Raw genomic sequence first — 25,394 nt, forward strand, 5'->3', positions numbered from 1 at the left:
CGGGGGAAGCGGGTTTTTTCTCCCGACGGCCGCGAAGGCTACGCGGCGGGTGCGCCCGCGGTGGCGCTCCAGTGGTACAGCGTCATCGCCACGCTGGTGGCGAGGTTGTAACTGGAGACCTGGGGACGCATCGGCAGCCGCAGCAGATGGTCGGCGCGCGCGCGTACCTCCGCCGAGAGACCGGTGCGCTCCGAACCGAACGCGAGCACGGCGTCGTCGGGCAGCTCGGTGCCCCGGATGTCCTCGCCCTCGGGATCGAGGGCGAACAGCGGGCCGGGCGGCAGCTCGTCGACGCCGAGGCGCTCCACGGCGGTCGCGAAGTGCAGGCCCGCGCCGCCGCGCACCACCGTGGGGTGCCAGGGATCGAGCGTGCCGGTGGTGACCACGCCGGTCGCCCCGAAACCGGCGGCCAGCCGGATCACCGCGCCCGCGTTGCCGAGGTTGCGGGGATTGTCGAGGACCACCACGGGTGCGGTGCGCGGCATCCGGGCGAGCGCCTCCAGATGGGCCGCACGCGCGGGTCGTACGGCGAGCGCGGCGACCCCCGTCGGATGCGGGCGGGCCACGAGAGCGGCGTACGTCTGCTCGGGCACCTCGATGAGCAGGCCGTCCAGGGTCTCCCGTACGTCCCCGGCCAGTTCCTCGGCCAGGGCGAGCGCGGCCCGCCGGTCGGTGGTGACCGCCACCGGCACCTCGGCCCCGAAACGCAGCGCGTGCTTGAGGGCGTGGAAGCCGTCGAGCAGCACGGCACCGGCGGCGTGCTCGCGCCAGCGGATCAACGGGTCGGTCATGCCGTGAACCCTACGCGGCCGGGCGTGCTGTCCTCCGGGGCGCGGGGCGCGGGCACCGTACCGTCCTCGCCGCCGCCCTTGCCGAACCGTCCCCGCGCGCGGGTGGCGAAGGCGCCGACCCGGCGCAGGAAGGACGTCGGCAGGAAGACCGCGTCCGCGGTGATCATCGCCAGCGAGAAGAACGGCAGCCCGAGCACGATCGCGATCACGAAGTGCTCCATCATCAGCAGCACCAGCAGCACGTTCTTCACCCGCCGGTTGAGCAGGGTGAACGGGAAGGCGACCTGCACGATGACGGTGCCGTACGCCACGACCATCAGGATGGTGCCGCTGGTGGACATCAGATCGGCGAGACCGGGCCAGGGCGAGAAGTAGTCCAGGTGCAGCGGGTAGTAGACGGCGGTGCCGTCCTGCCAGCGCGATCCCTGGATCTTGTACCAGCCGGCCGTGGCGTAGATCAGGCACGCCTCGGCCATGATCACCACGAGGGCCCCGTTGTGCAGGACGTTGGCGATCACGTCCAGCAGGATCCGCGGCTCGGCCGAGCGCGCCAGCCGCTGGACCAGCCACCACAGGGCGAGACCCACCCAGGCCGCCCACAGCAGGACGGGGATCAGCCAGGCGCTGTCGAAGAGCCGTCCCGCCGCGGTCGTCACGACCAGGACGAAGCCGAGGACCGTCCACAGGGCGAGGCCCGTCCAGTCGGTGGAGATCCGCTGTTCGCGCGCCTTGCGCCGCGCGTCTAGGGACCACACCTGTCCGCAGCGTGTGAACACGAGGTAGATGGCCATCAGGTGCAGCACGTTGTCGCCGCCGTCGCCGACGAAGACGCTGCGGTTCTGGAGCGACAGGACGCCCACCATGAACAGCACGGACGCCGTACGGGTGCGCCAGCCGAGCAGCAGCGCGGCGCTGGCGAGGATCGCGAGCGCGTAGACGCACTCGAACCACAGCTGCCCGCTCGACCACATGAGGGCCGTGAAAGCGTGGTTGTCCAGGGTCAGCCGCCGGCCCATGTTCCAGTCCCAGGGACCGTCGGGGCCGTACAGCTCCTGGCGGTGGGGGAACTCGCGCAGCAGGAAGAACAGCCAGGTACCGGCGAAGCCGATCCGGATCACGGCGCTCTGGTACGGCCCGAGCGCCGCCTCGGTGATACGGGCGAGCCCGCGCGAGAGGACCTGAGAGGGCTGGTTCACCGCACACCTCCGGCGGCCTCGACGGCGCTCACCGTCCACCAGGGCAGCATCCGGTAGACGGGCTTGTCGGGCACCTGTTCACCGCTCCAGGAGGGGGGCTGCACATTGAGGGTGCAGGAGCGGACCTGCACCCGCTGGATGACGCCGATCCGGCTGGTCGGATCGGTGCGGTACAGGCGCATCACCGCGATCCGGCGCAGGTACTCCTCGGCCAGCGCACCGCGCATGCCGACGGGGCGGTTGTCCGCGGTGTGCGTCGCGGTGACGAAGTCCCAGGCGCGGCGCAGCTCGTTCTGCTGGGTGTGGCTGGGCGCCGGGTTGCCCTTGATGGCGGCGCCGTCCTGGGCGGACAGGTCGGTCCAGCCGGTGGTGCGCACGCTGCCGTCCTTCATCCGCACATCGGCGCGCACCTGCACGGCGATGTTCTGCTGGAGCGGATTGGGAGCGAACAGCTTCCAGTTCTGTTCGAACTCCGGGAAGACCCATGCCTCGACGGCCTTGCCGTGCTGCTTGGACACCGTGTTCTGCGGCGCGAGGCTGAGGAACACCATCAGCAGGTGCACCCCGACGCCGACACCGATGACGGCGACCGCCAGCGCGGCGACGACCTGGTAGCGGGGGGAGAGAGCGGCGAGACCGCGGCGGGCGGTGTCGAGGGCCGGCGCCGGGGGCTGGTGGCTCGGGGGCTCGTGGGGTTCCTGGCCGTTCAGCTCGTCGCAGGTCGACTCCTGCCCCGTCGGCTCGTGGCCGGTCGACTCGTGATCCGTCGGCCCTTCGCCCGGCTCCTCGCCCGGCTCCTCGTCCAGCGGCGTCCGGCCCGGCGGAGTCCGGTCAAGCGGCGCCCGGTCCGGCTCCCGCTCGGCAGATCCGCCGGCGCGCTCGCCCTCCGGAAGGCGGCCCGGAGCGTCTTCAAGATTCCTCGGAGTCTCAGGACGGCCCGAATTTCCAGGGGCCCCCGACCTCTCAGGGGCCTCCGGGCTCTCAGGGGCCTCCGGGCTCTCAGGAGTGTCCGAACTCTCAGGTGTCCCCGAGTTCTCAGGGCCACCCGAATCTCCCGGGGCCTCTGCTTTCTCCGGGGGACGCGCCCCGGCCGACCCGTCCGGGCCGCGCGCGGCCCTCGGGTCCTCGTCGTACGCGTCCATTCCGCCCCGTCCCCCAATTCCGGCTCAGTCGTGGGTCGGCCCACCGGGCCGGCCCCAGAAGCCGGCCCCTTCGATACGGCCGCCCGGCCCGGGCGCCGCGCGGTGCGCGAGCGCCCCATCGCGGCACCTGCACGGAACGGTACTCAGCCCCGGCCACCGAGCGCAGCCCCGGGGCCCGGACCCCGCCGTCCCCGCACGCTTCGTCCACAGACACCGCTCGCCCGGATCCCGAGCCCGCGGATCGCGCTTGTCCACAGGTTCCGCGCGGAGTTTTCCACAGCGGTTGACACTGTCCCGCGGCCCGGCACACCATTGATGCGCACGGACCGAACGATCGGTCGGGAGAATCCCACCGCAGAGCCCGAGGTCAGGGGGATCGCATGGCCACAGCAGCCGCGCAGGGCACGGCCCGCCCGGAGGCGGACGGCGCCCGGAACACCACCGGGGACGAGGCGGAATACCAGCACGTCTTCGACGCGGCGGTGGCCGCCGACGAGCGCATCGAACCACGCGACTGGATGCCCGACGCCTACCGCGCGACGTTGGTCCGCCAGATCGCCCAGCACGCGCACTCCGAGATCATCGGGATGCAGCCGGAGGCCAACTGGATCACCCGCGCGCCCTCCCTGCGCCGCAAGGCGATCCTGATGGCCAAGGTCCAGGACGAGGCGGGACACGGCCTGTATCTGTACAGCGCGGCGGAAACCCTCGGCACCAGCCGGGACGAACTGCTCGACAAGCTGCACAGCGGCCGCCAGAAGTACTCCTCGATCTTCAACTACCCCACGCTGACCTGGGCCGACGTCGGCGCGATCGGCTGGCTGGTGGACGGCGCCGCGATCACCAACCAGGTGCCGCTGTGCCGCTGCTCCTACGGCCCGTACGCGCGCGCCATGGTGCGGGTCTGCAAGGAGGAGTCCTTCCACCAGCGCCAGGGCTACGAGCTGCTGCTGGCCCTGAGCCGGGGCACCCCGGAGCAGCACGCGATGGCACAGGACGCGGTGGACCGCTGGTGGTGGCCCTCGCTGATGATGTTCGGCCCGCCCGACGACGAGTCCCAGCACTCCGCCCAGTCGATGGCCTGGAAGATCAAGCGCCATTCGAACGACGAGCTGCGCCAGCGCTTCGTCGACATCTGCGTCCCCCAGGCCGAGTCCCTGGGCCTCACCCTCCCCGACCCGGACCTCAAGTGGAACGAGGAGCGGGGGAAGTACGACTTCGGCACCATCGACTGGACGGAGTTCTGGGAGGTCCTCAAGGGCAACGGCCCGTGCAACGAACAACGCCTGACCCAGCGCAGACGCGCCCATGACGAGGGCGCGTGGGTACGGGAAGCGGCCGCCGCCCACGCGGCCAAGCACAGCGGCGGCACCGAGGCCGCCGGACACCGGACGACGGGAGCGGAGCGAGCATGAGCACCACCGACTGGCCCCTGTGGGAGGTCTTCGTGCGCTCGCGCCGCGGCCTCTCCCACACCCACGCCGGCAGCCTGCACGCGCCCGACGCCGAGCTGGCGCTGCGCAATGCCCGCGATCTGTACACCCGCCGCGGCGAGGGCGTCTCCATCTGGGTCGTCCCGGCAGCCGCGATCACCGCGTCCTCGCCGGACGAGAAGGACCCCTTCTTCGAACCGGCCGCCGACAAGCCGTACCGGCACCCGACCTTCTACGAGATCCCGGAAGGGGTGAAGCACCTGTGACCGCCACCGGCCCCGTCACCGTCCCGGTGACCGCCGCGCTCGCGCTCGGCGACGACGCCCTGGTGCTCTCCCACCGCCTGGGGGAGTGGGCCGGGCACGCCCCCGTCCTGGAGGAGGAGGTCGCCCTCGCCAATATCGCCCTCGACCTGCTCGGCCAGGCCCGGGTGCTGCTGTCCCTGGCGGGCGACGAGGACGAGCTGGCCTTCCTGCGCGAGGAGCGGTCCTTCCGCAACCTCCAGCTGGTCGAGCAGCCGAACGGCGACTTCGCCCACACCATCGCCCGCCAGCTGTACTTCTCCACCTACCAGCACCTGCTGTACGCCGAACTCGCCGCCGGTGACGGCCCGTTCGCCCCGCTGGCCGCGAAGGCCGTCAAGGAGGTCGCCTACCACCGCGACCACGCCGAGCAGTGGACCCTGCGCCTCGGCGACGGCACCGAGACCAGCCATGAGCGGATGCGGCGCGCCTGTGACGCGCTGTGGCGGTTCACCGGGGAGATGTTCCAGCCCGTGGAGGGACTGGACGTCGACTGGGCGGGCCTGGAGTCCCGTTGGCTGGAGTCGGCCACAGGGGTGCTCGACCGGTCCACCCTGACCGTCCCCGAGGGGCCCCGCACCGGGGCCTGGTCGGCGGGCGCCGGGCGCCAGGGCGTCCACACCGAGTCCTTCGGCCGGATGCTCGCCGAGATGCAGCATCTGCACCGCAGCCATCCGGGTGCGTCATGGTGACCGCCACCGCCCTGGAGGCGGAGCTGCTGGAGCTGGCCGGCTCGGTCCCCGACCCCGAGCTCCCGGTGCTCACGCTCCATGACCTGGGCGTGGTGCGCGCGCTGCGCCTGCACGGCAGCGATGCAGCCGAGGTCGATCTGACCCCCACCTACACCGGCTGCCCGGCCATCGAGGCGATGGCCCTCGACATCGAACGGGTCCTGCGGGAGCACGGCCTGCGCGAGGTCTCGGTGCGTACGGTGCTCACGCCCGCCTGGTCGACCGATGACATCACCCCCGAAGGCCGCCGCAAACTGCGGGAGTTCGGCATAGCTCCGCCGAGGACACGCGAGGCCTCCGGTCCGATACCGCTGACCCTCGGCCCGACCCGCACCGGGGCCGCCGGGGCCGCCGACACCGCCGAGGCGGAGCCGGTGCACTGCCCGCACTGCGGCTCGGCCGACACCGAACTGCTCAGCAGGTTCTCCTCCACCGCGTGCAAGGCGCTGCGCCGCTGTCTGTCCTGCCGCGAACCGTTCGACCACTTCAAGGAGTTGTGATGGCGCGCTTCCACCCGCTCCAGGTGGCCGCGGTCGACCGGCTCACCGACGATTCCGTCGCCCTCACCCTCACCGTCCCGGCCGAACTGCGCGCGGAGTACCGGCACTCGCCCGGTCAACACCTCGCGCTGCGCCGCCGGGTGGACGGCACCGAGGTGCGGCGGACCTACTCGATCTGCTCCCCCGCCCCCGCCCCGGACGGCGAGGGCCCGAGCAGCCTGCGCGTAGGAGTGCGGCTGGTGGAGGGCGGCGCCTTCTCCACCTACGCGCTGAAAGAGATCAACATCGGGGACGAGCTGGAGGTCATGACCCCGGCCGGCCGCTTCACCCTGGAACCGGCACCGGGGCTGTACGCGGCGATCGTCGGCGGCAGCGGCATCACCCCGGTGCTGTCCATCGTCTCCACCCTGCTGGCGCGGGAGCCGGAGGCCCGGTTCTGCCTGATACGGGGTGACCGTACGGCCGCGTCCACGATGTTCCTGGAGGAGGTCGCCGATCTGAAGGACCGCTACCCCGAGCGGCTTCAGCTGGTGACCGTGCTCTCCCGGGAGGAGCAGCAGGCGGGTCTGCCGTCCGGTCGGCTCGACCAGCGGCGGCTCACCGAACTGCTGCCCGCGCTGCTGCCGGCCGAGCGAGTGGCGGGTTGGTTCCTGTGCGGGCCCTACGGGCTGGTGCAGGGCGCCGAGGGGGCGCTGCGCGAACTGGGCGTGGACCGCGCCCGGATCCACCAGGAGATCTTCCATGTGGACTCGGGTCCGACCGCCGCGGGCGTCGCACCGGGGGCCGCGCACAGCACGGTCACCGCCCGGCTCGACGGACGCGGCGGCACCTGGCCGGTGCAGGAGGGCGAGTCCCTGCTGGAGACCGTGCTGCGCAACCGCCCCGATGCGCCCTACGCCTGCAAGGGCGGGGTGTGCGGCACCTGCCGGGCCTTCCTGGTCTCCGGCGAGGTCCGCATGGACCGCAACTTCGCCCTGGAAGAGGAGGAGACGGACGCCGGGTACGTACTGGCCTGCCAGTCCCATCCGCTGACCGAACAGGTGGAGCTGGACTTCGACCGCTGAGGAAACCCCATGGAACGCTCCACGGAGGGGGCCGTCGAGGTTCCCTTCTCCTAGAACCTGTTCTATCTTGACGGCCCGTCAGATGACGACCGCACCGTCGGAGGGACAGGCCGTGGACTTCACCTTCACCGAGGAGCAGCAGGCGGCGGCCGAGGCGGCGCGGGGGGTGTTCGCCGGTGTGGCGCCGGACGCGGTGCCCAGCCCGGCGCTGACCCCGGGCGCCGTGGCCGAGGGCCTCGACCGGGAGCTGTGGTCCCGGCTGGCCGGCGCGGATCTGCTGAGCCTGTTGCTCGACGAGGCGTACGGCGGCGCGGGCCTGGACGCGATCGCCCTGTGCCTGGTGCTGCGGGAGTCGGCGAAGGTCCTCGCGCGGGTGCCGCTGCTGGAGCACAGCGCGGCGGCCGCGGTCGTCGGGGCCTATGGGAGCAAGGAGTCGGGGGAGCGCCTGCTGGAGCGGGCGGGGCGCGGGGAGCTGGTGCTGACCGTCGCCGCGAGCGGTCGCAGCGGCCATGACCCCGCCGAACTCGCCGTCACCGCACGGCGGGAGGGACCGGGTTGGGTGCTGGACGGGGTGCAGACGGCGGTGCCCTGGGCGTACGACGCGGATCTGGTCGTCGTACCGGCGCATATCGAGGGCGCGGCGGCCGGGGGAAGTGTGCTCGCGCTGCTGCCCCGGGGGCTGGGCGGGGTGACGCTCGTCGAGCAGGTGTCCACCAACGGGGAGCGGCTGGCCGAACTTCGGCTGGCGGGGGCGCGGCTGGAGGCGGGCGAGGTCATCGAGGCCGAGGGTGCCTCGGAGTGGCTGCACGCGCTGCTCGCCACCGGCACCTGTGCGCTGGCGCTCGGGCTGGGTGAGCGGGTGCTGGAGATGACCGCTGAATACACCGGCAGGCGCGAGCAGTTCGGGCATCCGATCGCGACCTTCCAGGCGGTGGCCGTGCAGGCCGCCGACCGGTACATCGATCTGCGGGCCATGGCGGCCACCCTGTGGCAGGCCGCGTGGCGGATCGCCTCCGGGGCGCCGGGCGCACTGCCCGCCGCCGGGGATGTCGCGGTGGCGAAGATCTGGGCGGCGGAGGGCGTCCGCCGGGTGGTGCAGACGGCGCAGCATCTGCACGGCGGCTTCGGCGCGGACACCGACTACCCACTGCACCGCTACCACGCCTGGGCCAAGCACCTGGAACTGGCGCTCGGCCCGGCGGCGGCGTACGAGGAGCGGCTCGGCGACCTGCTGGCGGCGCACCCGCTCAGCTGACCGTCGACGGCCGATGGCCGGGGTGGGGTCAGAGCACGTGGCCCGGGCGACCGTCGTCGGTGGTCACCGGGCGGCCCGCGGCGGCCCAGGACTGCATGCCGCCGTCGATGTTCACCGCGTCGATGCCCTGCTGCACCAGATACATGGTGACCTGGGCGGACCGGCCGCCGGAGCGGCAGATCACATGGACACGGCCGTCCTGCGGGGCAGCCTCGGTCAGCTCGCCGTAACGGGCCACGAACTCACTGGTCGGGATGTGCAGCGCTCCCTCGGCGTGGCCCGCCTGCCACTCGTCGTCCTCGCGGACGTCCAGCAGGAAGTCGTCGTCCTTGAGGTCCGTGACACCGACGGTGGGCACACCAGCTCCGAAATTCATGACTCCGACGCTACCCGACGGCGGGCCCGGTTCAGTCCTGCGCCAGCAGGGCCGCCAGTTCCTCCTCGCGCCGGGTGATGTCGGCGCGGAGCTTGTCGGCGATCTCCTCCAGCAGTGCGTCCGGGTCGTCGGGGGCGAGGCGGAGCATGCCGGCGATGGCGCCGTCCTCCAGTTCGCGGGCGACCAGGTTGAGCAGCTCCTTGCGCTGGGAGAGCCATTCGAGGCGGGCGTACAGCTCCTCGGCGGGGCTCGGACGCCGCTCGGGCGGTACCGGCCCCGCGGCCCACTCCTCGGCGAGTTCCTTCAGCAGGGTCTCGTCACCTCGGGCGTAGGCGGCGTTGACCCGGGTGAGGAACTCCTCGCGCCGGGTGCGCTCGTCCTCCTCCTGCGCCAGGTCGGGGTGGGCCTTGCGGGCGAGGTCGCGGTAGAGCTTGCGGGCCTCCTCGCTGGGCCGTACCCGCTCCGGGGGGCGTACCGCCTGGCCGGTGAGCATGGCGGCGGCCTCGGGGTAGAGGCCATGGCCGTCCATCCAGCCGTGCATCAGCTCTTCGACGCCGGGGATCGGCAGGACGTTGGCGCGGGCCTCCGCGGCGCGGCGCACATCCTCCGGGTCACCGGTGCGGGCGGCCGTCGCCTCGGCGATCTCGGCGTCCAGTTCCTCCAGGCGCAGATAGAGCGGACCGAGTCGCTGTTCGTGCAGCCGGGAGAAGTTCTCGACCTCGACGCGGAAGGTCTCCACGGCGATCTCGTACTCGATCAACGCCTGCTCGGCGGCCCGTACGGCCTGTTCGAGCCGCGCCTCGGGGCGGGGGGCGTCGGGTTGTTCGGCTTCCGGGGTGGTCACCCGCCCCAGCGTAGTCGCTGCGCTCGGCTTGAAGCCGGGCCGGATCCGTGCCGGTGGCGGGGGGCGACTCGTCGTGGGGGGGCGGGGCCGTCGGCGAGTGCGGGTACGTGGTGGCTGGTCGCGCAGTTCCCCGCGCCCCTCAGGGGGTTGCAGTGGCCCCCCGAGAAGCCCGAGAAAGGCAAAAAACCCAAGAAGGCCAAGAAGCCTCCCGCTCACACACCCAGTTCCGCCGCTACGCGGCCCGTGCGTATCGCTGTGATCAGGGCCGCGTGGTCGGACTCCGTGATGTCGGCGTAGGTCAGGGCGAAGGCGGCGATGGCGTTGTCGAGGTCCTCGTTCTTGCCGCAGTAGCCGGCGATCAGGCGGGGGTCGGCGCTGTGGGAGTGGGCGCGGGCCAGGAGGGCGCCGGTCATGCGGGCGTAGTCGTCGACCTGGTCGGCGGCGAGGGCGGCGGGATCGACGCTGCCCTTGCGGTTGCGGAACTGCCGTACCTGGAAAGGCCGGCCGTCGACCGTGGTCCAGCCCAGCAAAGTGTCGCTGACCACCTGCATCCGCTGCTGCCCGAGCACGACCCGGCGCCCCTCGTGCGCGACCGGCGGGTTCTCGAAGCCGGCGGCGGCCAGGTGCGGGAGCAGCGCGGAGGGGCGGGCCTCCTTCACCTGGAGGACCAGCGGGTGCTCGCGGTGGTCGAGGAGCAGGACCACGTACGAGCGGGTGCCGACGCTGCCGGTGCCGACCACGCGGAAGGCGACGTCGTGCACCGTGTGCCGGGCGAGCAGCGGGCGGCGGTCCTCGGACAGGGTCGTCAGGTACTCCTCCAGGGACGTGGCGACCGCGGCGGCCTCGCCGTCCGGTATCCGGCGCAGCACCGGCGAGGCGTCGACGAAGCGCCGCCCGCCGTCCGGGTGCGGCTCCGTCGACTTCGCCGCGAACCGGCCGCTGGTGTTGGCCCGCGCCTTCTCCGAGACCCGTTGCAGGGTGCCGAGCAGATCATGGGCGTCGGCGTGGGAGACCAGCTCCTCGTCCGCGATGGCGTTCCACGCGTCCAGCGCCGGGAGCTTCGCCAGCAGCCGCATGGTGTGGCGGTAGGCGCCGGCCGCGTCCCGTGCCGCGGCACGGCAGGTGTCCTCGTCGGCACCGGCCTCGCGCCCGGCCAGCACCAGCGAGGTGGCGAGCCGCTTCAGGTCCCACTCCCAGGGGCCGTGCACGGTCTCGTCGAAGTCGTTCAGGTCGATGACGAGGCCGCCGCGGGCGTCGCCGTACAGCCCGAAGTTGGCGGCGTGCGCGTCCCCGCAGAGCTGCGCGCCCACCCCGGTGACGGGGGTGCGTGCCAGGTCGTACGCCATGAGTCCGGCGGAACCCCGCAGGAAGGCGAAGGGGGTGGCCGCCATCCGGCCCACGCGGATCGGGGTCAGTTCCGGTATCCGGCCGGCGTTGGACTCGACGACGGCGCTCACCGCGTCCGGGCGGGCGGCGTCCGGTGCGAAGACGGCGTGGTCACCGCGCGGCACGCTCGTGCGCAGCGCCTTGCCCTCCTCCTTGGGCGAACCCTGCCGGGGCCACTCGGCGAACCCGCGCACCCGCGGCAGCCTGCGCGCCCCGCCCTCAGGCCGCTCCCCCTGCCGCGGCTCACTCACCACGCCCGCACCGCTCCCGGCCACAGCGACCGCCTCCCCCGTACGCGTCGAGACGAACATCAACTCGGCACGACCGTACCGCCGTCGCCGGAATCCGTGTCAGCCCTGTGGACAACCCGGCGGCTGTGGAAAACCCGCTCGCCGACCCACCCGCCGCGCTCGCCGACCGAACCACCGCTCGCCGACCGAACCACCGCCGGTCACGGACAAGGCCGGTACCCCACCGGCCGGTTCACCGCTCCGGCGTGCCTTCCCCCGCCTCCGCACCCAAGTTCTCGGCCAGCTGGAACAACGCGGGCAGGGCGTTCCCGATGGCCTCGCGAGCCTCTTCGTCCAGGGCGCCGAGCGCGGCGTCGATGCGGCGTTCGTGTGCCGTGGTCCAGGCCTCGAGCTTCTCGCGGCCCGCGTCGGTGAGGGTGACGACGGAGGCCCGGCGGTCGGCGGCGTCGACGTCCCGCGCGACCAGTCCCGCGCTGATCATCTGACCGATCAGCCCGCTGACCGTGCTCGGCGCCAGGCGGCGGCGCGCGGCGAGGTCGCTGATCCGGGCGGGAGAGTGCTCGCCGAGCACCTGGAGCAGCTCGACCTGCGCCATGGGGAGCGTCTCCCACGGATAGTCGGTGCGGATCGAGGAGCGCAGCGCGCGGCGCAGCCGGGTGACGGCCTCGGTGAGCAGACGGGCCTCGGGCGCCTGGACGGACCCCGCCCGTTCCGACCCCGCCTGAGCGGCAGAGCCGGGGGTGGAGACGTCGGGGCTTGGCTGCGCGGACATGCGGAAAGCGTAGCCGGGCGGCATCCGGGAACGGCCGGGCGTCCAGGGCTCGGACGGCCCCCGAGACCGACTCCGACGACCCCGACGACCCCGACCAAACCGACTGACCCGGAAAAGCCCCTCCCGAAGCCGCCCCTTCCCGGCCTCCCCTACGAGCGCGCCCCGAGCACCCCCGCGAGCCCTCTCACGCCCCCTCGCACCCCTCGCACCCGTTCACGCTCCCTCAACCCCACCCGCACCCCCGCTCACGCCCTCTCACCCCTCCCGCATCCCCTCCCGTGCCCCCTCCCTCGGTCCGAACCAAGCCGCCCCCACCGCGACCACCGACGCCACCACCAGCACCACCACGGCCGCCTGGCTCCCACCCCGCCCGGCACCCACGCCCCCGTCCCCGCCGTCCCCCACCTGCAAGGCGAGCGTGACCAGCGCGACCCCGAGCGCCGTCCCCAGCCCCCGGGTCATGTTCACGAGCCCCCCGCCCGTCCCGGACGACCGCGCGGGTATCGCGCCCATGATCAGCGCGTTGTTGGCCGGGGTGAACATCCCCAGCCCCAGCCCGGTCACCGCGAGCACCGGCACCAGCTCACCGATCCCCGGCGGCACCACCAGCAGCGCGGTCAGCGCCACCGTGAAGATCCCCGCGCCGGCCAGGCACCGCCCCCGGTCCGAGAGGCCGCACGGCAGCACCCGGTCGCACCCGGTCGCGGCCAGCGCGAACCCGGCCGGCAGCGCGGTGAGCGCCAGCCCCGCCGTCAGCTCGGACACGCCCCGCGCAGTGAGCACGACGGGCACCAGTACCAGCGGCCCGAACAGCACCAGGTAGCCGCTCAGGGCGCCCACCAGGCCGTACGCCACCGCCCGTACCCGCAGCAGGGCGAGATCGAGCAGGGGCGCGGCCGCCCGCCGCTGGCGTCGTACGAAGGCCCACCCCGCCCCGGCCGCGACCAGGAACAGCGCGGCCACGCCCCAGCCGGGCACCGGCAGCCCGGAAGCCGCGGAGACGCCCATCAGGGCACCGGTGGTGGCCGCGGCCAGCAGCAGGAGTCCCGGCCAGTCGAAGCGGGTGACCCGGGTACGCGCCCGGGTGCGGGGCAGCAGGTAGTGGCCGCCGACGAGCGCGACGACGCCTACGGGCACGTTCACCCAGAACACCCAGCGCCAGCCCAGGGTGGACACCAGGGCGCCCCCGACCGTCGGTCCCAGGGCCAGCCCCAGGGCCTGCGCGGCGGCCTGCACGCCGAGCGCGCTGCGCATCCGCTCGCGCGGCGCGCTGGTGGTCACCAGCGCCACGCTGTTGGCCTGCATCATGGCCGCGCCGGCCGCCTGGACCACGCGGAACGCCACGAGAGCCCCGAGCGAGGGCGCGAAGCCGCAGGCCGCGGAGGCGAGGGTGAAGACGGCGAAGCCATACAGGTAGAGCAGTTTGCGGCCGTGGGCGTCGGCAAGGCGCCCCACGGGCACCAGCAGCGCCACCAGGGCGAGCAGATAGGCCAGCGAGACCCATTCGACGGCCGCGAGCGAGGCGTGGAAGTCGGTGCGCAGACCGCCGTAGGTGAGCGTGACGATGCTGGCGTCCAGCTGACCCATGAACGCGCCGAAGCACACCGCGGCCACGGCCAGCCACCAGCTGTTCGACCGTGCGCGGATCGCCTCGGGGCGGGGCCGCTCCGAGGTGAGCAGCGCGAGCCCGCGCCGTACGGACGGGTGCTGCCGCGTGTCGGTGACCATGCCCCCAGATTACAACGGTCACCGAAATACTTGGTTAGCGTCCTATCTCGATCATCATCCCGGAGACGACACCCGGAGGTGCCACCGGCCTGCCCCGGAGAGCGGCCTCCGGCACCACCCGGAGGAGCGACCCGCGCCGCCCCCTAGGCGACACCGAGCAACCAAACCCCGAAAAACGCACTCACCCACCCCAGGAGCTGTCAGCACAGGTTCCACGCATCCCGGGCGGCATGGCATGGCAGGACGCCTGGACCCGCGTACCCCGCTCCGGGGCCCCGTGGTGCGAGGAGGCCGTGCCGAGTGCGAAGACCGCCAACAGGCCGGTCACAGCGATGAGGAAGCGCCTCATGACGCGAACTCCGTTCCCTATACAAGGACGTTACGGTGATCTCAGTCTCGGAAAACTCAATGTCGTCCGCCAGGTTTCCGATGCCTCATCAAACGGCAAGGCAGCAAGGGGAGGACGGAGCGAACATGGACATAGCTCCTCATTGCCCACGATCGACCCCTGATGAACTCAAGTCGGAGTCTCTGGACTTAAAGGTCTACGCCTGGCTCGTCCGCAACCAGAGAGCGGGCACGCACGACCCCGAGACCATCGCCCGCGAGCTGCCCGCCGACCTCGCCGACGTCCGCCACGCCCTCGCCCGCCTCATCGAGAGCGGGCTGCTGGCCGAGCAGCCGCTGCCGGGGTCCCGGCTGACCGTCGTACCGGCGGAGGCCGCGGCGAGCCGTCGTACCGCGCCCCTGGAGGCGCAGATCCGTGAGCGCCAGGAGGCGATCGCGCACATCAGAAGCAGCGTCGACCCCTTCAGCCTGGTCTTCCAGCGGGAATCGCGCTCCTGGGGCGGCGGTTTCCAGGAGATCTCCACGGTGGCCGAGGTCCGCGACCGGCTCAACCGGCTCAGCGACGGCTGCCGTACCGAACTCGTCTCCTGCCAGCCCGGCGGCGGCTCCCGGGTCCCGGCGGCGATGGCCGAGGCCATGGGGCGCGACCGGGCGATGCTCGACCGGGGCGTCCGCATCCGCACCCTTTACCACCACACGGCGCGTTTCAACGGCCCGAGCCAGGCATACGTTGCGGAACTCTCCGCGCGCGGCGCGGAGTACCGCACGCTGCACGAACTGTTCGGCCGGCTGATCATCGTGGACCGGGAGACCGCCTTCATCCCCGCGCCCGGGCACGACGGCCAGGGCGCGATCCTCATCAGCGAACCGCCGGTGGTGGCCTACCTGTACGACATCTTCGAGCTGGCCTGGACCCACGCCAGGCCGTTCGTCGACGCCACCGGGCGCGCCATGGAGGCGGTCTCCAGGGAACTGCACCGCACGATCCTGCGCCTGCTCGCCGACGGCCTCAAGGACGAGGCGATCGCCCGGCGCCTCGGCATGTCGCTGCGCACGACACGCCGCCATGTCGCCGACATCCTCTCCGAGTTGAACGTGTCGAGCCGCTTCCAGGCGGGCGTCGCCGCGGCCCGTTCCGGGCTGCTGGAGGAGGTGGACGGTCACGCGAACCCGTGACTGACGGTGCGCGTGTCGATACGGCATGCTGCACACAAGAGTCTCCGCTCCGCCCCCTCGGGCGAGGAGCGCGGGACGGCCGCGAGTCACGACGACGATGGTGAAGCCTGCATGGTCTGGGGAAGTGCGTACGACGGCACGGTGGTTCCGGAGTCCCAGGAGGCGTACGTGGAGGAGGTCGTACTCTTCCTCCGCGCCTGCACGGACCGCTCACCCGCCCTGCTGTGGCCCGAGCACGAACCCGCCGTGTACGACACGACGGACCGGACCTCCCCGGCGTCCGACCGCCGGCTGTCCGCGTACCTCGCGCGCAGCCTGGCGTCCGCTCTGGGCGTGCCCGTGAACGAAACCTCCGGCGCCCCGCTCGACGGCCCCGCGCCGGCGCACACCCTGGTGGTGCAGACCGCGGGCCGCACCCACTGGTCCGTCGCCACGGCGGAGGAGCCCGAACGGCCCCTCGTCCTGCCGCTGTTGACCAGCGAGGTCCTCTACCTGCCGCGTGGCTCCCGTACGACCGTCACCGCGGCCGCCGGCAGCCGGCTCATCTCCCTCTCCCTGACCACCCCGGCCCACGGGCGGGGACTGGACCGCGAACCGTTCCGCACGGCCCGACGCCCCCATTGAGTACCCGAGTTCGGTCAGCTCCGGTTCGCCTGGGCGTGCACATCGAACACCCCGCACCTGACCGCGGCGACGACGAGCTGCGCACGGCTCACCGCGCCCGTCTTGCTGCGCAGCCTGCGCACATAGGTGTCCACCGTGTGCCGGCTGATGCCGAGCCGGCGGGCGATGGACGGGTACGTCTCCCCATCGCACAGGGAGGCGAGCACCTCCCTCTCGCGGGGGGAGAAATCGGGTGACGGCATCGTGCCGGCAAGCGAAGACATGGGGGGTCCCTCTCATTCGTCGAACACATGGGAAACGCACGGGGATCGCACTCGGAACACACTGGGACCGCGCTGGGATCGCCTTTCCAGCATGCGAACCTCCGCCCCGCCCCACCACCTCCCGGGCCCCTCAGCAAAGTGCGCGACATGAAGGGGAGGGACACCCCGCAACTCCGGGACCACATTCACGTGGCTACTGCCGACGCCTGCGGATCCGGAGCAGACCTCATGTCCCTCGTCGGCCGTATCGCCGCCACCACCGTCCTCACCGCCGCCCTCTCCGCCTGGCCCTCCCCGCCACCGGCCGGGCCGCCCGCAGCTTGCGGCCACCATCTCCCACACCGTCACCCCGGCCGGCATGTGCGACCTCGGCCACCGCATGCCCGAGGAGAAGTAACCGAACCCGCCCGGGCCCCGGCACCCCGGCGTCAACCCGCCCGGCCCCACCGATGCGCACACGGACCCCCGCCTCCGGGCCCGCGTGTCCATCGCGTCGTAGCCACCACCTCGGCCATTCCCCTCCCCAGATGGCTGGATCGGCACGGCCGGTGGGCACTTGCCGCCAAAGCCGCGCCACGCGTCCGTGGCAGGTGACATCATCTGCGGTACTCACCGCGGCCGGCCCGCCCGCCGCGTGCCCGCGGTGAAAGGGCTGGGCGCGAACGCCGAGGGGGAGCCCGGCTCACCCCGAGGCAGGCAGGTGACGGCCCTCCTTGTCCATGCATGACTTGGGGCTGTTCATGACCTGGTACCACCACGGCTGGCTCGCCGAGTACGCGTTACCGGCCGCCGCCGGCGCCGGCCTCACGTGGATCGGCTTGGCCCGCCACGCGGTGGGCAAGGGCCGACTGCTGGGCAGCCGCCGGTCCGCCGGGCTGACCCTCCTGATCCTCGCCCTGACCGGCGCGGTCGGGATCGTCGCCGCGATGGCGCTGCCCCACCTGGCGAAGCTGCCGCCGCTCACCGCGGGCCTGGCCACCGGCGCCACGGCCATGCCACGCAAGAAGCAGGACGACACGACCCAGCCCTACGTCAAGTTCATGACCCTCGGCATCGCCTGGTTCCGGGAGCGGCTCGAATACCGGATGCATCTCGACGCCTGCCGCTGGTGCGACCGCTTCCTGGACGGCTTCGAGACGTCGACGCAGCTCCGTGTCTTCATCTACGACCTCAGGAACTACCTGCTGGACCGGCATCCCACGCTCACCAAGACGGTCAACCACCTCTTCGACGCGGCGGACGAGGCCATGGTCCACGCCCTCGATGTGCAGACCAGGACCGACGAGGCCCGCCGTGACGCCGGCTCACCCTGGATGCGCGAGCCGACCGCCGACGAGACCTACCTCTGCCGCAGCGCTCTCGGGGAGGCCCGCAACCGCTGCGGGGACCTGTTGCTGCACGCCTACGTGCACGGCCGCCGGACGGAGCAGCCCGAACTCGAGTCCCTGCGGACCAAGGCGCTGTCCGACGACGCCTTCCACAGCTCGCCCGTGCCCCGGCCACGACTCACCTTCCGCCGCAACCGGGTCTAGGGCCTCTCGTTTGGATCAGGCCCTAGCCGACCCGACGGGCGGCCACACTTCTCCCCCGCAGCGGCACGGGCTCACCGCTGCGCACGGACACTCCCTCCGCGGCCTGAGCGCCACGGGGAGAAAATCTGATCTCCACATCGGCATCCAGCGCATCCGCCAGTGATGCCAACGTCCGCACGGTCAGGTTGGCATCGCCCGACATGATCTGACTGACCCGGCCGGGGCTCACCCCCATCGCCTTGGCGAGGTCCGACCGCGACTTCCCCAGCCCCGCCAGCAACCCCGCGAGCGACGCGGTCGCCTGCCGCGCCAACTGGGCACCGGCCGACTCGGCACTGCCCTCGCTCCGACCGAAGAAGCTCATGGAACGACCCCCAACTGGCCTCGCCACAACGGTTGTTGCGGTGTCTCCAGAATGCCACCTTTAGGTCTGACTAAACACTCACTTCCAGTGGAAACCCTGCCACTGACACCTCGTCAGGTTCCGCCGCAACGTCTGTGACCTGCCGATACTCACCCTTGGGCCAGCAGTCCACGACCGCTTCGGCACAACTCCAATGGGCTACGAGGCGACTTCGGTCGGGCTGCGACGGGGCGGTCACCGTCGGACCGACGCCCAGGTCCTCATCGCCGCCGTCGGACCTGAGACCTTCCTCACACGTCCGCGGCGCGCGGGAAAAGAAGAAGGGCGGCATCGCCATTGCGATGCCGCCCATTCCCTCTGTGCGCGAGGGGGGAGTTGAACCCCCACGCCCTTTCGGGCACTGGAACCTGAATCCAGCGCGTCTGCCTATTCCGCCACCCGCGCATTGGGTGTGTCTTCCGGCTTCTGCCCTTTCGGGCTGGCCCCTTCCGACATGCAGAACATTAGCACGTCGTACGGGGTGGGTTCACATCCCTTTCCCAGGGGCCCTGACCAGCCCGTCCACGGCCGGCCCCCGCACCGATCGACCCGGCTCGCCCCGTCGGGCAGGGTGCCGTCGACCGGGCGCACGCCTCACCCGCACGCCGTCCGCGCGCCGCCCCCCCTCCGGCCGACCCCACGCCCCACCCCGCATCGCCCCGCACACGCCCGCACCCGCGCCCGCCCCCGTCGCCGTACTCACACCCCGCCCACACCGTGACCGTCCCCACACCCGTGACCATGCGCACAGCGCCCGGCCGTTTCACCACGTATCAAGGAGTCCCGGTTCACGTATCAACCTCGTACCGGTCCCGGCCATCTCCCCAGGAGAGGGGCGGGGGCGGGGCCCGGTGCGGGACACTGGTCCTGGCCCGGCTCTACGATCCATGCCAGGGAGGAGTTCCGAGCGGAGCGGCTGGGGGAACCGGCTGTTTGCCAGGGGCGTGGATACGATCAGTAAGCAGTACCGGCGGTACCGGGCAACGCACCGCACAGAGCAGCACAGGCACCACACAGAGCAGGACAAGGAACCGACAAGGGACGGAGGAGGTGCCCCATGGGAGTCCTGAAGAAGTTCGAGCAGCGTCTCGAAGGTCTGGTGAACGGCACCTTCGCCAAGGTCTTCAAGTCCGAGGTCCAGCCCGTGGAGATCGCGGGCGCGCTCCAGCGGGAGTGCGACAACAACGCGACCATCTGGAACCGCGACCGCACCGTCGTACCCAACGACTTCATCGTGGAGCTCAGCGCGCCCGACCACGAGCGCCTCAGCCCCTACTCCGGGCAGCTCGGTGACGAACTGGCCGGCATGGTGCGTGACTACGCGAAGCAGCAGCGCTACACCTTCATGGGCCCGATCAAGGTGAACCTGGAGAAGGCCGAGGACCTGGACACCGGCCTCTACCGGGTGCGTTCGCGCACCCTCGCCTCCTCCAGCGACCAGCAGGCGGGCCCCGCCGCGCACGAAGCGCAGGGACAGGGTCCCGCGGCGGCCCCGGGCCGCCCGGGACAGGGCGCACAGGGCCAGGGCGGTTACGGCTATCCGCCGGCCATGCCCGCCGGCGCGCCCCCCATGCCCGCCGCCCCGCCGCCCGGCGCCCGCCCCGGCGGCTACGGCTACCCGCAGCCCGCCACCCAGCGCCCCGCCGCCGCCCCGATGAGCGGCGGACGCACCCGCTACTGGATCGAGATCAACGGCACCCGCCACCAGATCTCCCGCGCGACCCTGGTGCTGGGCCGCAGCACCGAGGCCGACGTGCGGATCGACGATCCCGGCGTCTCCCGCCGGCACTGCGAGATCCGGACCGGAACGCCCTCGACGATCCAGGATCTCGGCTCCACCAACGGCATCGTGGTGGACGGGCAGCACACCACCCGCGCTACGCTCCGCGACGGCTCGCGGATCGTCGTGGGCAGCACCACCGTTATCTATAGGCAAGCCGAAGGGTGAAGCGGGGGCAATGTCAGAGCTGACCCTCACGGTCATGCGGCTGGGTTTCCTGGCCGTACTGTGGCTGTTCGTGATCGTGGCCGTGCAGGTCATCCGCAGCGACCTGTTCGGTACGCGCGTCACTCAGCGCGGATCGCGTAGGGAGGCCGGGCGGGCCCAGCCCCCGAGCGGCCGCCAGGCCGCCAGGCAGCAGGCCGCGCCCCCGCAGCAGCGCGGCCAGCAGAGCGGTGGCGGCGGCCGGCGCGGGCGCAACGCCCCCAGCAAGCTGGTCGTGACCGAAGGCACACTCACCGGCACCACCGTCGCGCTCCAGGGCCAGACCATCACGCTGGGCCGGGCGCACGACTCCACGATCGTGCTGGACGACGACTACGCCTCCAGCCGTCATGCCAGGATCTACCCCGACCGCGACGGCCAGTGGATCGTCGAGGACCTGGGGTCGACCAACGGCACCTACCTGGACCGGTCCCGGCTGACGACCCCCACGCCGATCTCGCTGGGCGCGCCGATCCGCATCGGCAAGACCGTCATCGAGCTGCGGAAGTAGTGCTACATCATGAGTGAGCGCGAACGGAGCGAGCACGCGGCGGCGGACCGCCTTCCGGTCCCCGGCGCGCTCCCGACCGGAGGGTGGGCAGTGTGGCTCGACACGACCGGCTGCATTCGGAGCCGACGGGCGAGGTGCGCATGAGTCTGTCACTGCGCTTTGCCGCCGGTTCGCACAAGGGCATGATCCGCGAGGGCAACGAGGACTCCGGTTACGCCGGCCCCCGCCTGCTCGCGATCGCCGACGGCATGGGCGGCCAGGCGGCCGGCGAGGTCGCCTCCTCCGAGGTGATCTCCACCCTGGTCACGCTCGACGACGACGTGCCCGGCTCCGACATCCTCACCTCCCTCGGCGTGGCCGTGCGGCGCGCCAACGACCAGCTGCGCTCCATGGTCGAGGAGGACCCCCAGCTGGAGGGCATGGGCACCACGCTGACCGCGCTGCTGTGGACCGGGCAGCGGCTCGGCATGGTGCACGTCGGCGACTCGCGCGCCTATCTGCTGCGCGACGGGGTGCTCACCCAGATCACCCAGGACCACACCTGGGTGCAGCGGCTCGTGGACGAGGGCCGGATCACCGAGGAGGAGGCCACCACCCATCCGCAGCGCTCGCTGCTGATGCGTGCCCTCGGCAGCGGTGACAACGTCGAGCCCGATCTGTCCATCCGCGAGGTCCGCGCCGGCGACCGGTACCTGATCTGCTCCGACGGCCTGTCCGGCGTCGTCTCCCACCAGACGATGGAGGAGACGCTCGCCAGCTACCAGGGCCCGCAGGAGACCGTGCAGGAGCTGATCCAGCTCGCGCTGCGCGGCGGCGGCCCGGACAACATCACCGTCATCGTGGCCGACGTCCTCGACCTGGACACCGGCGACACGCTCGCGGGCCAGCTGTCCGACCAGCCCGTCGTGGTCGGCGCGGTCGCCGAGAACCAGAGCCATCTGCACGACAACGGGATCATGCAGACCCCGGCCGGCCGCGCCTCCCACCTGGGCCGCCAGGGCCACGGCGGCGGCGAGTTCGGCCCGCCCGGCTCCGGCGACAGCACCGGCTACGTCCCGGCGGGCAGCTTCGACGACTACGCCGACGGCGACTTCACCAAGCGCAAGGGCCGCAGATGGCTGAAGGCGTCGCTGTACAGCGCCCTCGCCCTCGCGGTCATCGGCGGCGGTCTCTACGGCGGCTACCGCTGGACGCAGACGCAGTACTACGTCGGCACCAGCGAGGAGCACGTCGCGCTGTACCGCGGGATCAGCCAGGACCTGGCCTGGGTGTCGCTGTCGACGATGCAGCAGGACCACCCGGAGATCGAACTCAAGTACCTGCCGTCGTACCAGCAGAAGCAGGTCAAGGCCACGATCGCCGAGGGCGGCCTCAAGGACGCCCAGTCGAAGATCCAGGAACTGGCCGTGCAGGCCTCCGCCTGCAAGAAGGAGACGGAGCGCCAGGACGCCGAGCGCACCCAGCCGGGCAAGCCGCACACGGGCAAGACCAGCGGCACCAAGTCCGACGCGGGCACCACCGGCACCATGAGCACCGCCTCCTTCACCCGGACGACCGCGACCACGAACCCGAAGCCGTCCTCCTCCACGGACACGCCGGGATCCTCGAAGTCTCCGTCCACGACCCCGTCCGCGACCCCCAGCCCCGGCCCCACCCTCTCGGAGGATGAGCAGAAGGTCGTCTCGCTGTGCGGTAAGCAGTAGGCAAGCCGTGAGAGGCCCTGTCACACGATGAGCAGTACGAGTAACTCGCCGACGCATCACACGTCCACCATCGGCGCGATCGGCGCGCCGAGCCGCCGCAACACCGAGCTGGCCCTGCTGGTCTTCGCGGTGCTGATCCCGGTGTTCGCCTACGCCAACGTGGGCCTGGCCATCGACAACCAGGTCCCCGCCGGTCTGCTGAGCTACGGCCTGGGCCTCGGCCTGCTGGCCGGCGTGGCCCACCTCGTCGTACGGAAGTTCGCCCCGTACGCCGACCCGCTGCTGCTGCCGCTGGCCACCCTGCTCAACGGGCTCGGTCTGGTCTGCATCTGGCGCCTGGACCAGTCCAAGGCGCTCCAGCAGATCCATGTCGCGGGCGGCAAGGCGACCAACCAGCTCATGTACACGGCGATGGGCATCGCCCTGTTCGTGGCGGTGCTGTACTTCCTCAAGGACCACCGCACGTTCCAGCGCTACACGTACATCTCCATGATGTGCGCGCTGCTCCTGCTGCTGCTCCCGCTGGTCCCGGGCCTCGGTCTGAACGTCTACGGCGCCAAGATCTGGATCTCCGTCGGCGGTTTCACCATCCAGCCGGGTGAGTTCGCCAAGATCGTGCTGGCCATCTTCTTCGCCGGCTATCTGATGGTGAAGCGCGACGCGCTGGCCCTCGCCAGCCGCCGTGTCATGGGCCTCTACCTGCCGCGCGGCCGCGACCTCGGTCCGATCCTCGTGGTCTGGGCGATGTCCATCCTGATCCTGGTCTTCGAGACCGACCTCGGTACGTCGCTGCTGTTCTTCGGCATGTTCGTGATCATGCTGTACGTCGCCACCGAGCGGACCAGCTGGATCGTCTTCGGTCTGCTGATGTCCGCGGTCGGCGCCGTCGGCGTGGCGAGCTTCGAGCCGCACGTGAAGATGCGTGTGCAGGCCTGGCTCGACCCGCTGAAGGAGTACAAGCTCTCCCAGCAGGGTGTCGGCGGTCACTCCGAGCAGGCCATGCAGGCCCTGTGGGCCTTCGGCTCCGGCGGCACCCTCGGCACCGGCTGGGGCCAGGGCCACTCCGAGCTGATCAAGTTCGCCGCCAACTCGGACTTCATCCTCGCCACCTTCGGCGAGGAGCTGGGCCTGGCCGGCCTCATGGCGATCCTGCTGATCTACGGCCTGATCGCGGAACGCGGCGTGCGCACCGCCCTCGCCGCCCGCGACCCGTTCGGCAAGCTGCTCGCCATCGGCCTCTCGGGTGCCTTCGCGCTCCAGGTCTTCGTGGTGGCCGGCGGTGTGATGGGCCTCATCCCGCTGACCGGTATGACCATGCCGTTCCTCGCGTACGGCGGTTCGTCCGTGATCGCCAACTGGGCGCTCATCGGCATCCTGATCCGCATCAGCGACACCGCCCGCCGCCCGGCACCCGCCCCCGCAGCCAACCCCGACGCCGAGATGACCCAGGTGGTCCGCCCGTCATGAACAAGCCCCTGCGCCGGATCGCGATCTTCTGCGGCCTGCTCGTGCTGGCCCTGCTCGTCCGCGACAACTACCTCCAGTACGTCAAGGCCGACAGCCTGCGCACCGACCCGCTCAACCGGCGGGTCTCCATCGAGCGCTATGCCGCGCCGCGCGGCGACATCATCGTGGACGGCAACCCGGTGACCGGCTCGGTCGAGGTCAAGCACGGCGACTTCAAGTACAAGCGCACATACAAGAACGGGCCCATGTGGGCCCCGGTGACCGGCTTCTCCTCCCAGGCCTTCGGCGGCACCCAGCTGGAGAACCTGGACGACGGCATCCTGACCGGCAATGACGACCGGCTCTTCTTCCGCAACACCCTGGACATGATCACGGGCAAGCCGAAGCAGGGCGGCAACGTCGTCACCACGCTCAACGGCGCCGCGCAGAAGGCCGCGTACAACGGTCTGAAGGCGGTCGGCGGCAAGGGCGCGGTCGCCGCCCTGGACCCGGCCACCGGGAAGATCCTGGCGCTGGCCTCGTACCCGTCGTACGACCCCTCCAGCTTCGCGGGGAACACCGACGACGACGCCAAGGCCCGGAACAAGCTCCTGAAGGAGAACAACCCGGCCGACCCGATGCTCAACCGGGCGCTGCGCGAGACCTACCCGCCGGGCTCCACCTTCAAGGTGGTCACCGCGGCGGCGGCGCTGGAGAACGGCCTGTACACCTCGCCCGACCAGCGGACCAACTCGCCGCTTCCGTACATCATGCCGGGCACCACGACCCCGCTGCCCAACGAGGGCAACCTGCCCTGCAAGGACGCCCCGATGCGGGTCGCGCTCCAGTACTCCTGCAACACCGTCTTCGGCAAGATCGGCGCCGACCTCGGCAACGCCAAGATGCTGGCGGAGGCGAAGAAGTTCGGCTTCGACGCGCAGCAGTTCACCCCGGTCCGCTCCAACGCCTCGGTGTTCTCGGACAACATGAACGCCTCGCAGACCGCGCTGTCCTCGATCGGCCAGTACAACACCGCGGCGACCCCGCTCCAGATGGCCATGGTCGCCTCGGCGGTCGCCAATGACGGCAAGCTGATGAAGCCGTACATGGTGGACGAGTTGGAGGCTTCCAACCTCGACCCGGTGGAGAAGACCAAGCCGCAGGAGATGAGCCGGCCGCTGTCCGCGCAGAACGCGCAGATGCTGCAATCGATGATGGAGACCGTGGTCGAGAAGGGCACCGGTACCAACGCCCGGATCCCCAACGTCAAGGTCGGCGGCAAGACCGGTACCGCGCAGCACGGTGTGGCCAACAGCGCCAACCCGTACGCCTGGTTCATCTCCTACGCCAAGCTCCCCGACGGCAGCTCCCCGGTGGCCGTGGCCGTGGTCGTCGAGGACGAGCACGCCAACCGTGACGACATCTCCGGCGGCGGCCTGGCCGCGCCGATCGCGAAGAGCGTGATGGAGGCGGTCATCAACTCCAAGAAGTGACGGTCATCACATCAGCTTCACAAGGACGCACATTGCGATACCGGTCCGATATCGGGATCCGGGCTTGGCCAGGTCATACAAAGGGAGCCGGGTACCGTAGGCCCGGACGGCAGCCTCGGCGCACAGCGATGTGACGGCCG

Annotated in this window: 24 protein-coding genes and 1 tRNA gene; 14 read left to right on the forward strand and 11 right to left on the reverse strand. The window is 71.5% G+C overall.

Annotated elements, in window-relative coordinates; translation table 11 throughout:
* Nucleotides 1–38: 38 nt before the first annotated feature.
* Genes HEP81_RS19005 through HEP81_RS42365 form a run of 3 tightly spaced genes read right to left on the reverse strand, consistent with a single transcriptional unit; the run spans nt 39 to nt 2,538 of the window.
* On the reverse strand, nt 39–791 hold the full coding sequence (locus HEP81_RS19005; protein WP_037650285.1) for a TrmH family RNA methyltransferase: 753 nt from the start codon (nt 789–791) through the stop codon (nt 39–41).
* On the reverse strand, nt 788–1,987 hold the full coding sequence (locus HEP81_RS19010) for an HTTM domain-containing protein (RefSeq protein WP_037650288.1): 1,200 nt from the start codon (nt 1,985–1,987) through the stop codon (nt 788–790). Before HEP81_RS19010 ends, HEP81_RS19005 begins: the two co-directional genes overlap by 4 nt.
* Nucleotides 1,984–2,538: a DUF5819 family protein gene (locus HEP81_RS42365; RefSeq protein ID WP_338058749.1), complete on the reverse strand. Its 555-nt coding sequence runs from the start codon at nt 2,536–2,538 to the stop codon at nt 1,984–1,986. The genes HEP81_RS19010 and HEP81_RS42365 overlap by 4 nt, the downstream gene beginning before the upstream one ends.
* A gap of 971 nt (nt 2,539–3,509) precedes the next feature.
* On the opposite strand from HEP81_RS42365, the gene paaA reads away from it, so the two are divergent.
* From paaA to HEP81_RS19045, 6 genes are all read left to right on the forward strand, one after another.
* Nucleotides 3,510–4,544, forward strand: coding sequence for a 1,2-phenylacetyl-CoA epoxidase subunit PaaA (gene paaA, locus HEP81_RS19020; protein ID WP_037650290.1), 1,035 nt, complete (start codon nt 3,510–3,512; stop codon nt 4,542–4,544).
* The gene (paaB, locus tag HEP81_RS19025; protein WP_014673816.1) at nt 4,541–4,828 is read left to right on the forward strand and encodes a 1,2-phenylacetyl-CoA epoxidase subunit PaaB; all 288 of its coding nucleotides are present in this window, start codon (nt 4,541–4,543) and stop codon (nt 4,826–4,828) included. The genes paaA and paaB overlap by 4 nt, the downstream gene beginning before the upstream one ends.
* Complete coding sequence (gene paaC / locus HEP81_RS19030) at nt 4,825–5,556, forward strand: 1,2-phenylacetyl-CoA epoxidase subunit PaaC (RefSeq protein ID WP_078967090.1); 732 nt, start codon at nt 4,825–4,827, stop codon at nt 5,554–5,556. The genes paaB and paaC overlap by 4 nt, the downstream gene beginning before the upstream one ends.
* Complete coding sequence (paaD, locus tag HEP81_RS19035; protein WP_037650294.1) at nt 5,550–6,095, forward strand: 1,2-phenylacetyl-CoA epoxidase subunit PaaD; 546 nt, start codon at nt 5,550–5,552, stop codon at nt 6,093–6,095. Before paaC ends, paaD begins: the two co-directional genes overlap by 7 nt.
* Nucleotides 6,095–7,159 (forward strand): 2Fe-2S iron-sulfur cluster-binding protein, encoded by a 1,065-nt coding sequence (locus tag HEP81_RS19040; RefSeq protein WP_037650297.1) that lies wholly within the window; start codon nt 6,095–6,097, stop codon nt 7,157–7,159. Before paaD ends, HEP81_RS19040 begins: the two co-directional genes overlap by 1 nt.
* 112 nt (nt 7,160–7,271) lie before the next feature.
* Entirely contained in the window at nt 7,272–8,414 is a 1,143-nt protein-coding gene (locus HEP81_RS19045) for an acyl-CoA dehydrogenase family protein (RefSeq protein WP_037650788.1), read from the forward strand.
* A 28-nt stretch (nt 8,415–8,442) separates the two neighbouring features.
* On the opposite strand, the gene HEP81_RS19050 is transcribed toward HEP81_RS19045, so the two are convergent.
* From HEP81_RS19050 to HEP81_RS19070, 5 genes are all read right to left on the reverse strand, one after another.
* Nucleotides 8,443–8,772, reverse strand: a complete 330-nt coding sequence (locus tag HEP81_RS19050) for a rhodanese-like domain-containing protein (RefSeq protein WP_037650299.1) — start codon at nt 8,770–8,772, stop codon at nt 8,443–8,445.
* A gap of 49 nt (nt 8,773–8,821) precedes the next feature.
* The gene (locus HEP81_RS19055) at nt 8,822–9,634 is read right to left on the reverse strand and encodes a hypothetical protein (protein WP_037650302.1); all 813 of its coding nucleotides are present in this window, start codon (nt 9,632–9,634) and stop codon (nt 8,822–8,824) included.
* 212 nt (nt 9,635–9,846) lie between these two features.
* Nucleotides 9,847–11,331: a DUF2252 domain-containing protein gene (locus HEP81_RS19060; protein ID WP_078967091.1), complete on the reverse strand. Its 1,485-nt coding sequence runs from the start codon at nt 11,329–11,331 to the stop codon at nt 9,847–9,849.
* A 172-nt stretch (nt 11,332–11,503) separates the two neighbouring features.
* The gene (locus HEP81_RS19065) at nt 11,504–12,043 is read right to left on the reverse strand and encodes a MarR family winged helix-turn-helix transcriptional regulator (protein ID WP_037650792.1); all 540 of its coding nucleotides are present in this window, start codon (nt 12,041–12,043) and stop codon (nt 11,504–11,506) included.
* A 255-nt stretch (nt 12,044–12,298) separates the two neighbouring features.
* Complete coding sequence (locus tag HEP81_RS19070) at nt 12,299–13,771, reverse strand: MFS transporter (protein ID WP_051849802.1); 1,473 nt, start codon at nt 13,769–13,771, stop codon at nt 12,299–12,301.
* Between the two features lie 474 nt (nt 13,772–14,245).
* Between HEP81_RS19070 and HEP81_RS19075 the strand changes: the two genes are divergently transcribed.
* A complete protein-coding gene (locus HEP81_RS19075; RefSeq protein WP_051849804.1) occupies nt 14,246–15,295 on the forward strand; it encodes a helix-turn-helix transcriptional regulator in 1,050 nt (349 codons plus the stop codon).
* Nucleotides 15,296–15,406: 111 nt separating this feature from the next.
* On the forward strand, nt 15,407–15,919 hold the full coding sequence (locus HEP81_RS19080; protein WP_037650304.1) for a hypothetical protein: 513 nt from the start codon (nt 15,407–15,409) through the stop codon (nt 15,917–15,919).
* A gap of 14 nt (nt 15,920–15,933) precedes the next feature.
* Here HEP81_RS19080 and HEP81_RS19085 read toward each other — a convergent pair whose 3' ends face one another.
* Nucleotides 15,934–16,182 (reverse strand): response regulator transcription factor, encoded by a 249-nt coding sequence (locus tag HEP81_RS19085; RefSeq protein ID WP_051849806.1) that lies wholly within the window; start codon nt 16,180–16,182, stop codon nt 15,934–15,936.
* Between the two features lie 713 nt (nt 16,183–16,895).
* Between HEP81_RS19085 and HEP81_RS19090 the strand changes: the two genes are divergently transcribed.
* A complete protein-coding gene (locus HEP81_RS19090; protein ID WP_154822859.1) occupies nt 16,896–17,714 on the forward strand; it encodes a hypothetical protein in 819 nt (272 codons plus the stop codon).
* Between the two features lie 22 nt (nt 17,715–17,736).
* Here the strand turns inward: HEP81_RS19090 and HEP81_RS19095 are convergent, their stop codons facing one another.
* Nucleotides 17,737–18,078: a helix-turn-helix domain-containing protein gene (locus HEP81_RS19095; protein WP_063755169.1), complete on the reverse strand. Its 342-nt coding sequence runs from the start codon at nt 18,076–18,078 to the stop codon at nt 17,737–17,739.
* Nucleotides 18,079–18,438: 360 nt separating this feature from the next.
* Nucleotides 18,439–18,522 (reverse strand) — tRNA-Leu (locus HEP81_RS19100).
* Between the two features lie 652 nt (nt 18,523–19,174).
* Here HEP81_RS19100 and HEP81_RS19105 point away from each other — a divergent pair.
* The 5 genes from HEP81_RS19105 (at nt 19,175) to HEP81_RS19125 (ending at nt 25,254) form a co-directional block, all read left to right on the forward strand.
* Complete coding sequence (locus HEP81_RS19105) at nt 19,175–20,065, forward strand: FhaA domain-containing protein (protein WP_037650307.1); 891 nt, start codon at nt 19,175–19,177, stop codon at nt 20,063–20,065.
* Between the two features lie 10 nt (nt 20,066–20,075).
* Nucleotides 20,076–20,612 carry an FHA domain-containing protein FhaB/FipA gene (locus tag HEP81_RS19110; protein WP_037650310.1) on the forward strand — a complete coding sequence of 179 codons (537 nt, stop codon included), beginning with the start codon at nt 20,076–20,078 and terminating at the stop codon, nt 20,610–20,612.
* A gap of 140 nt (nt 20,613–20,752) precedes the next feature.
* Nucleotides 20,753–22,315, forward strand: coding sequence for a Stp1/IreP family PP2C-type Ser/Thr phosphatase (locus HEP81_RS19115; protein WP_172624428.1), 1,563 nt, complete (start codon nt 20,753–20,755; stop codon nt 22,313–22,315).
* A gap of 27 nt (nt 22,316–22,342) precedes the next feature.
* Nucleotides 22,343–23,782 (forward strand): FtsW/RodA/SpoVE family cell cycle protein, encoded by a 1,440-nt coding sequence (locus tag HEP81_RS19120; protein ID WP_037650314.1) that lies wholly within the window; start codon nt 22,343–22,345, stop codon nt 23,780–23,782.
* A complete protein-coding gene (locus tag HEP81_RS19125) occupies nt 23,779–25,254 on the forward strand; it encodes a peptidoglycan D,D-transpeptidase FtsI family protein (protein ID WP_037650318.1) in 1,476 nt (491 codons plus the stop codon). Before HEP81_RS19120 ends, HEP81_RS19125 begins: the two co-directional genes overlap by 4 nt.
* The last annotated feature ends 140 nt before the right edge of the window (nt 25,255–25,394 follow it).

This window comes from Streptomyces griseofuscus (assembly GCF_014673495.1).
Classification (GTDB): domain Bacteria; phylum Actinomycetota; class Actinomycetes; order Streptomycetales; family Streptomycetaceae; genus Streptomyces; species Streptomyces murinus.

Bases quoted from the DNA above. Each gene is read 5' to 3' on its own strand.
- HEP81_RS19005 (WP_037650285.1), bottom strand. From the start codon at position 791: ATGACCGACCCGTTGATCCGCTGGCGCGAGCACGCCGCCGGTGCCGTG.
- HEP81_RS42365 (WP_338058749.1), bottom strand. From the start codon at position 2,538: ATGGTGTTCCTCAGCCTCGCGCCGCAGAACACGGTGTCCAAGCAGCAC.
- paaA (WP_037650290.1), top strand. From the start codon at position 3,510: ATGGCCACAGCAGCCGCGCAGGGCACGGCCCGCCCGGAGGCGGACGGC.
- paaB (WP_014673816.1), top strand. From the start codon at position 4,541: ATGAGCACCACCGACTGGCCCCTGTGGGAGGTCTTCGTGCGCTCGCGC.
- paaD (WP_037650294.1), top strand. From the start codon at position 5,550: ATGGTGACCGCCACCGCCCTGGAGGCGGAGCTGCTGGAGCTGGCCGGC.
- HEP81_RS19040 (WP_037650297.1), top strand. From the start codon at position 6,095: ATGGCGCGCTTCCACCCGCTCCAGGTGGCCGCGGTCGACCGGCTCACC.
- HEP81_RS19060 (WP_078967091.1), bottom strand. From the start codon at position 11,331: ATGTTCGTCTCGACGCGTACGGGGGAGGCGGTCGCTGTGGCCGGGAGC.
- HEP81_RS19065 (WP_037650792.1), bottom strand. From the start codon at position 12,043: ATGTCCGCGCAGCCAAGCCCCGACGTCTCCACCCCCGGCTCTGCCGCT.
- HEP81_RS19070 (WP_051849802.1), bottom strand. From the start codon at position 13,771: ATGGTCACCGACACGCGGCAGCACCCGTCCGTACGGCGCGGGCTCGCG.
- HEP81_RS19075 (WP_051849804.1), top strand. From the start codon at position 14,246: ATGGACATAGCTCCTCATTGCCCACGATCGACCCCTGATGAACTCAAG.
- HEP81_RS19080 (WP_037650304.1), top strand. From the start codon at position 15,407: ATGGTCTGGGGAAGTGCGTACGACGGCACGGTGGTTCCGGAGTCCCAG.
- HEP81_RS19085 (WP_051849806.1), bottom strand. From the start codon at position 16,182: ATGTCTTCGCTTGCCGGCACGATGCCGTCACCCGATTTCTCCCCCCGC.
- HEP81_RS19095 (WP_063755169.1), bottom strand. From the start codon at position 18,078: ATGAGCTTCTTCGGTCGGAGCGAGGGCAGTGCCGAGTCGGCCGGTGCC.
- HEP81_RS19105 (WP_037650307.1), top strand. From the start codon at position 19,175: ATGGGAGTCCTGAAGAAGTTCGAGCAGCGTCTCGAAGGTCTGGTGAAC.
- HEP81_RS19110 (WP_037650310.1), top strand. From the start codon at position 20,076: ATGTCAGAGCTGACCCTCACGGTCATGCGGCTGGGTTTCCTGGCCGTA.
- HEP81_RS19115 (WP_172624428.1), top strand. From the start codon at position 20,753: ATGAGTCTGTCACTGCGCTTTGCCGCCGGTTCGCACAAGGGCATGATC.
- HEP81_RS19120 (WP_037650314.1), top strand. From the start codon at position 22,343: ATGAGCAGTACGAGTAACTCGCCGACGCATCACACGTCCACCATCGGC.
- HEP81_RS19125 (WP_037650318.1), top strand. From the start codon at position 23,779: ATGAACAAGCCCCTGCGCCGGATCGCGATCTTCTGCGGCCTGCTCGTG.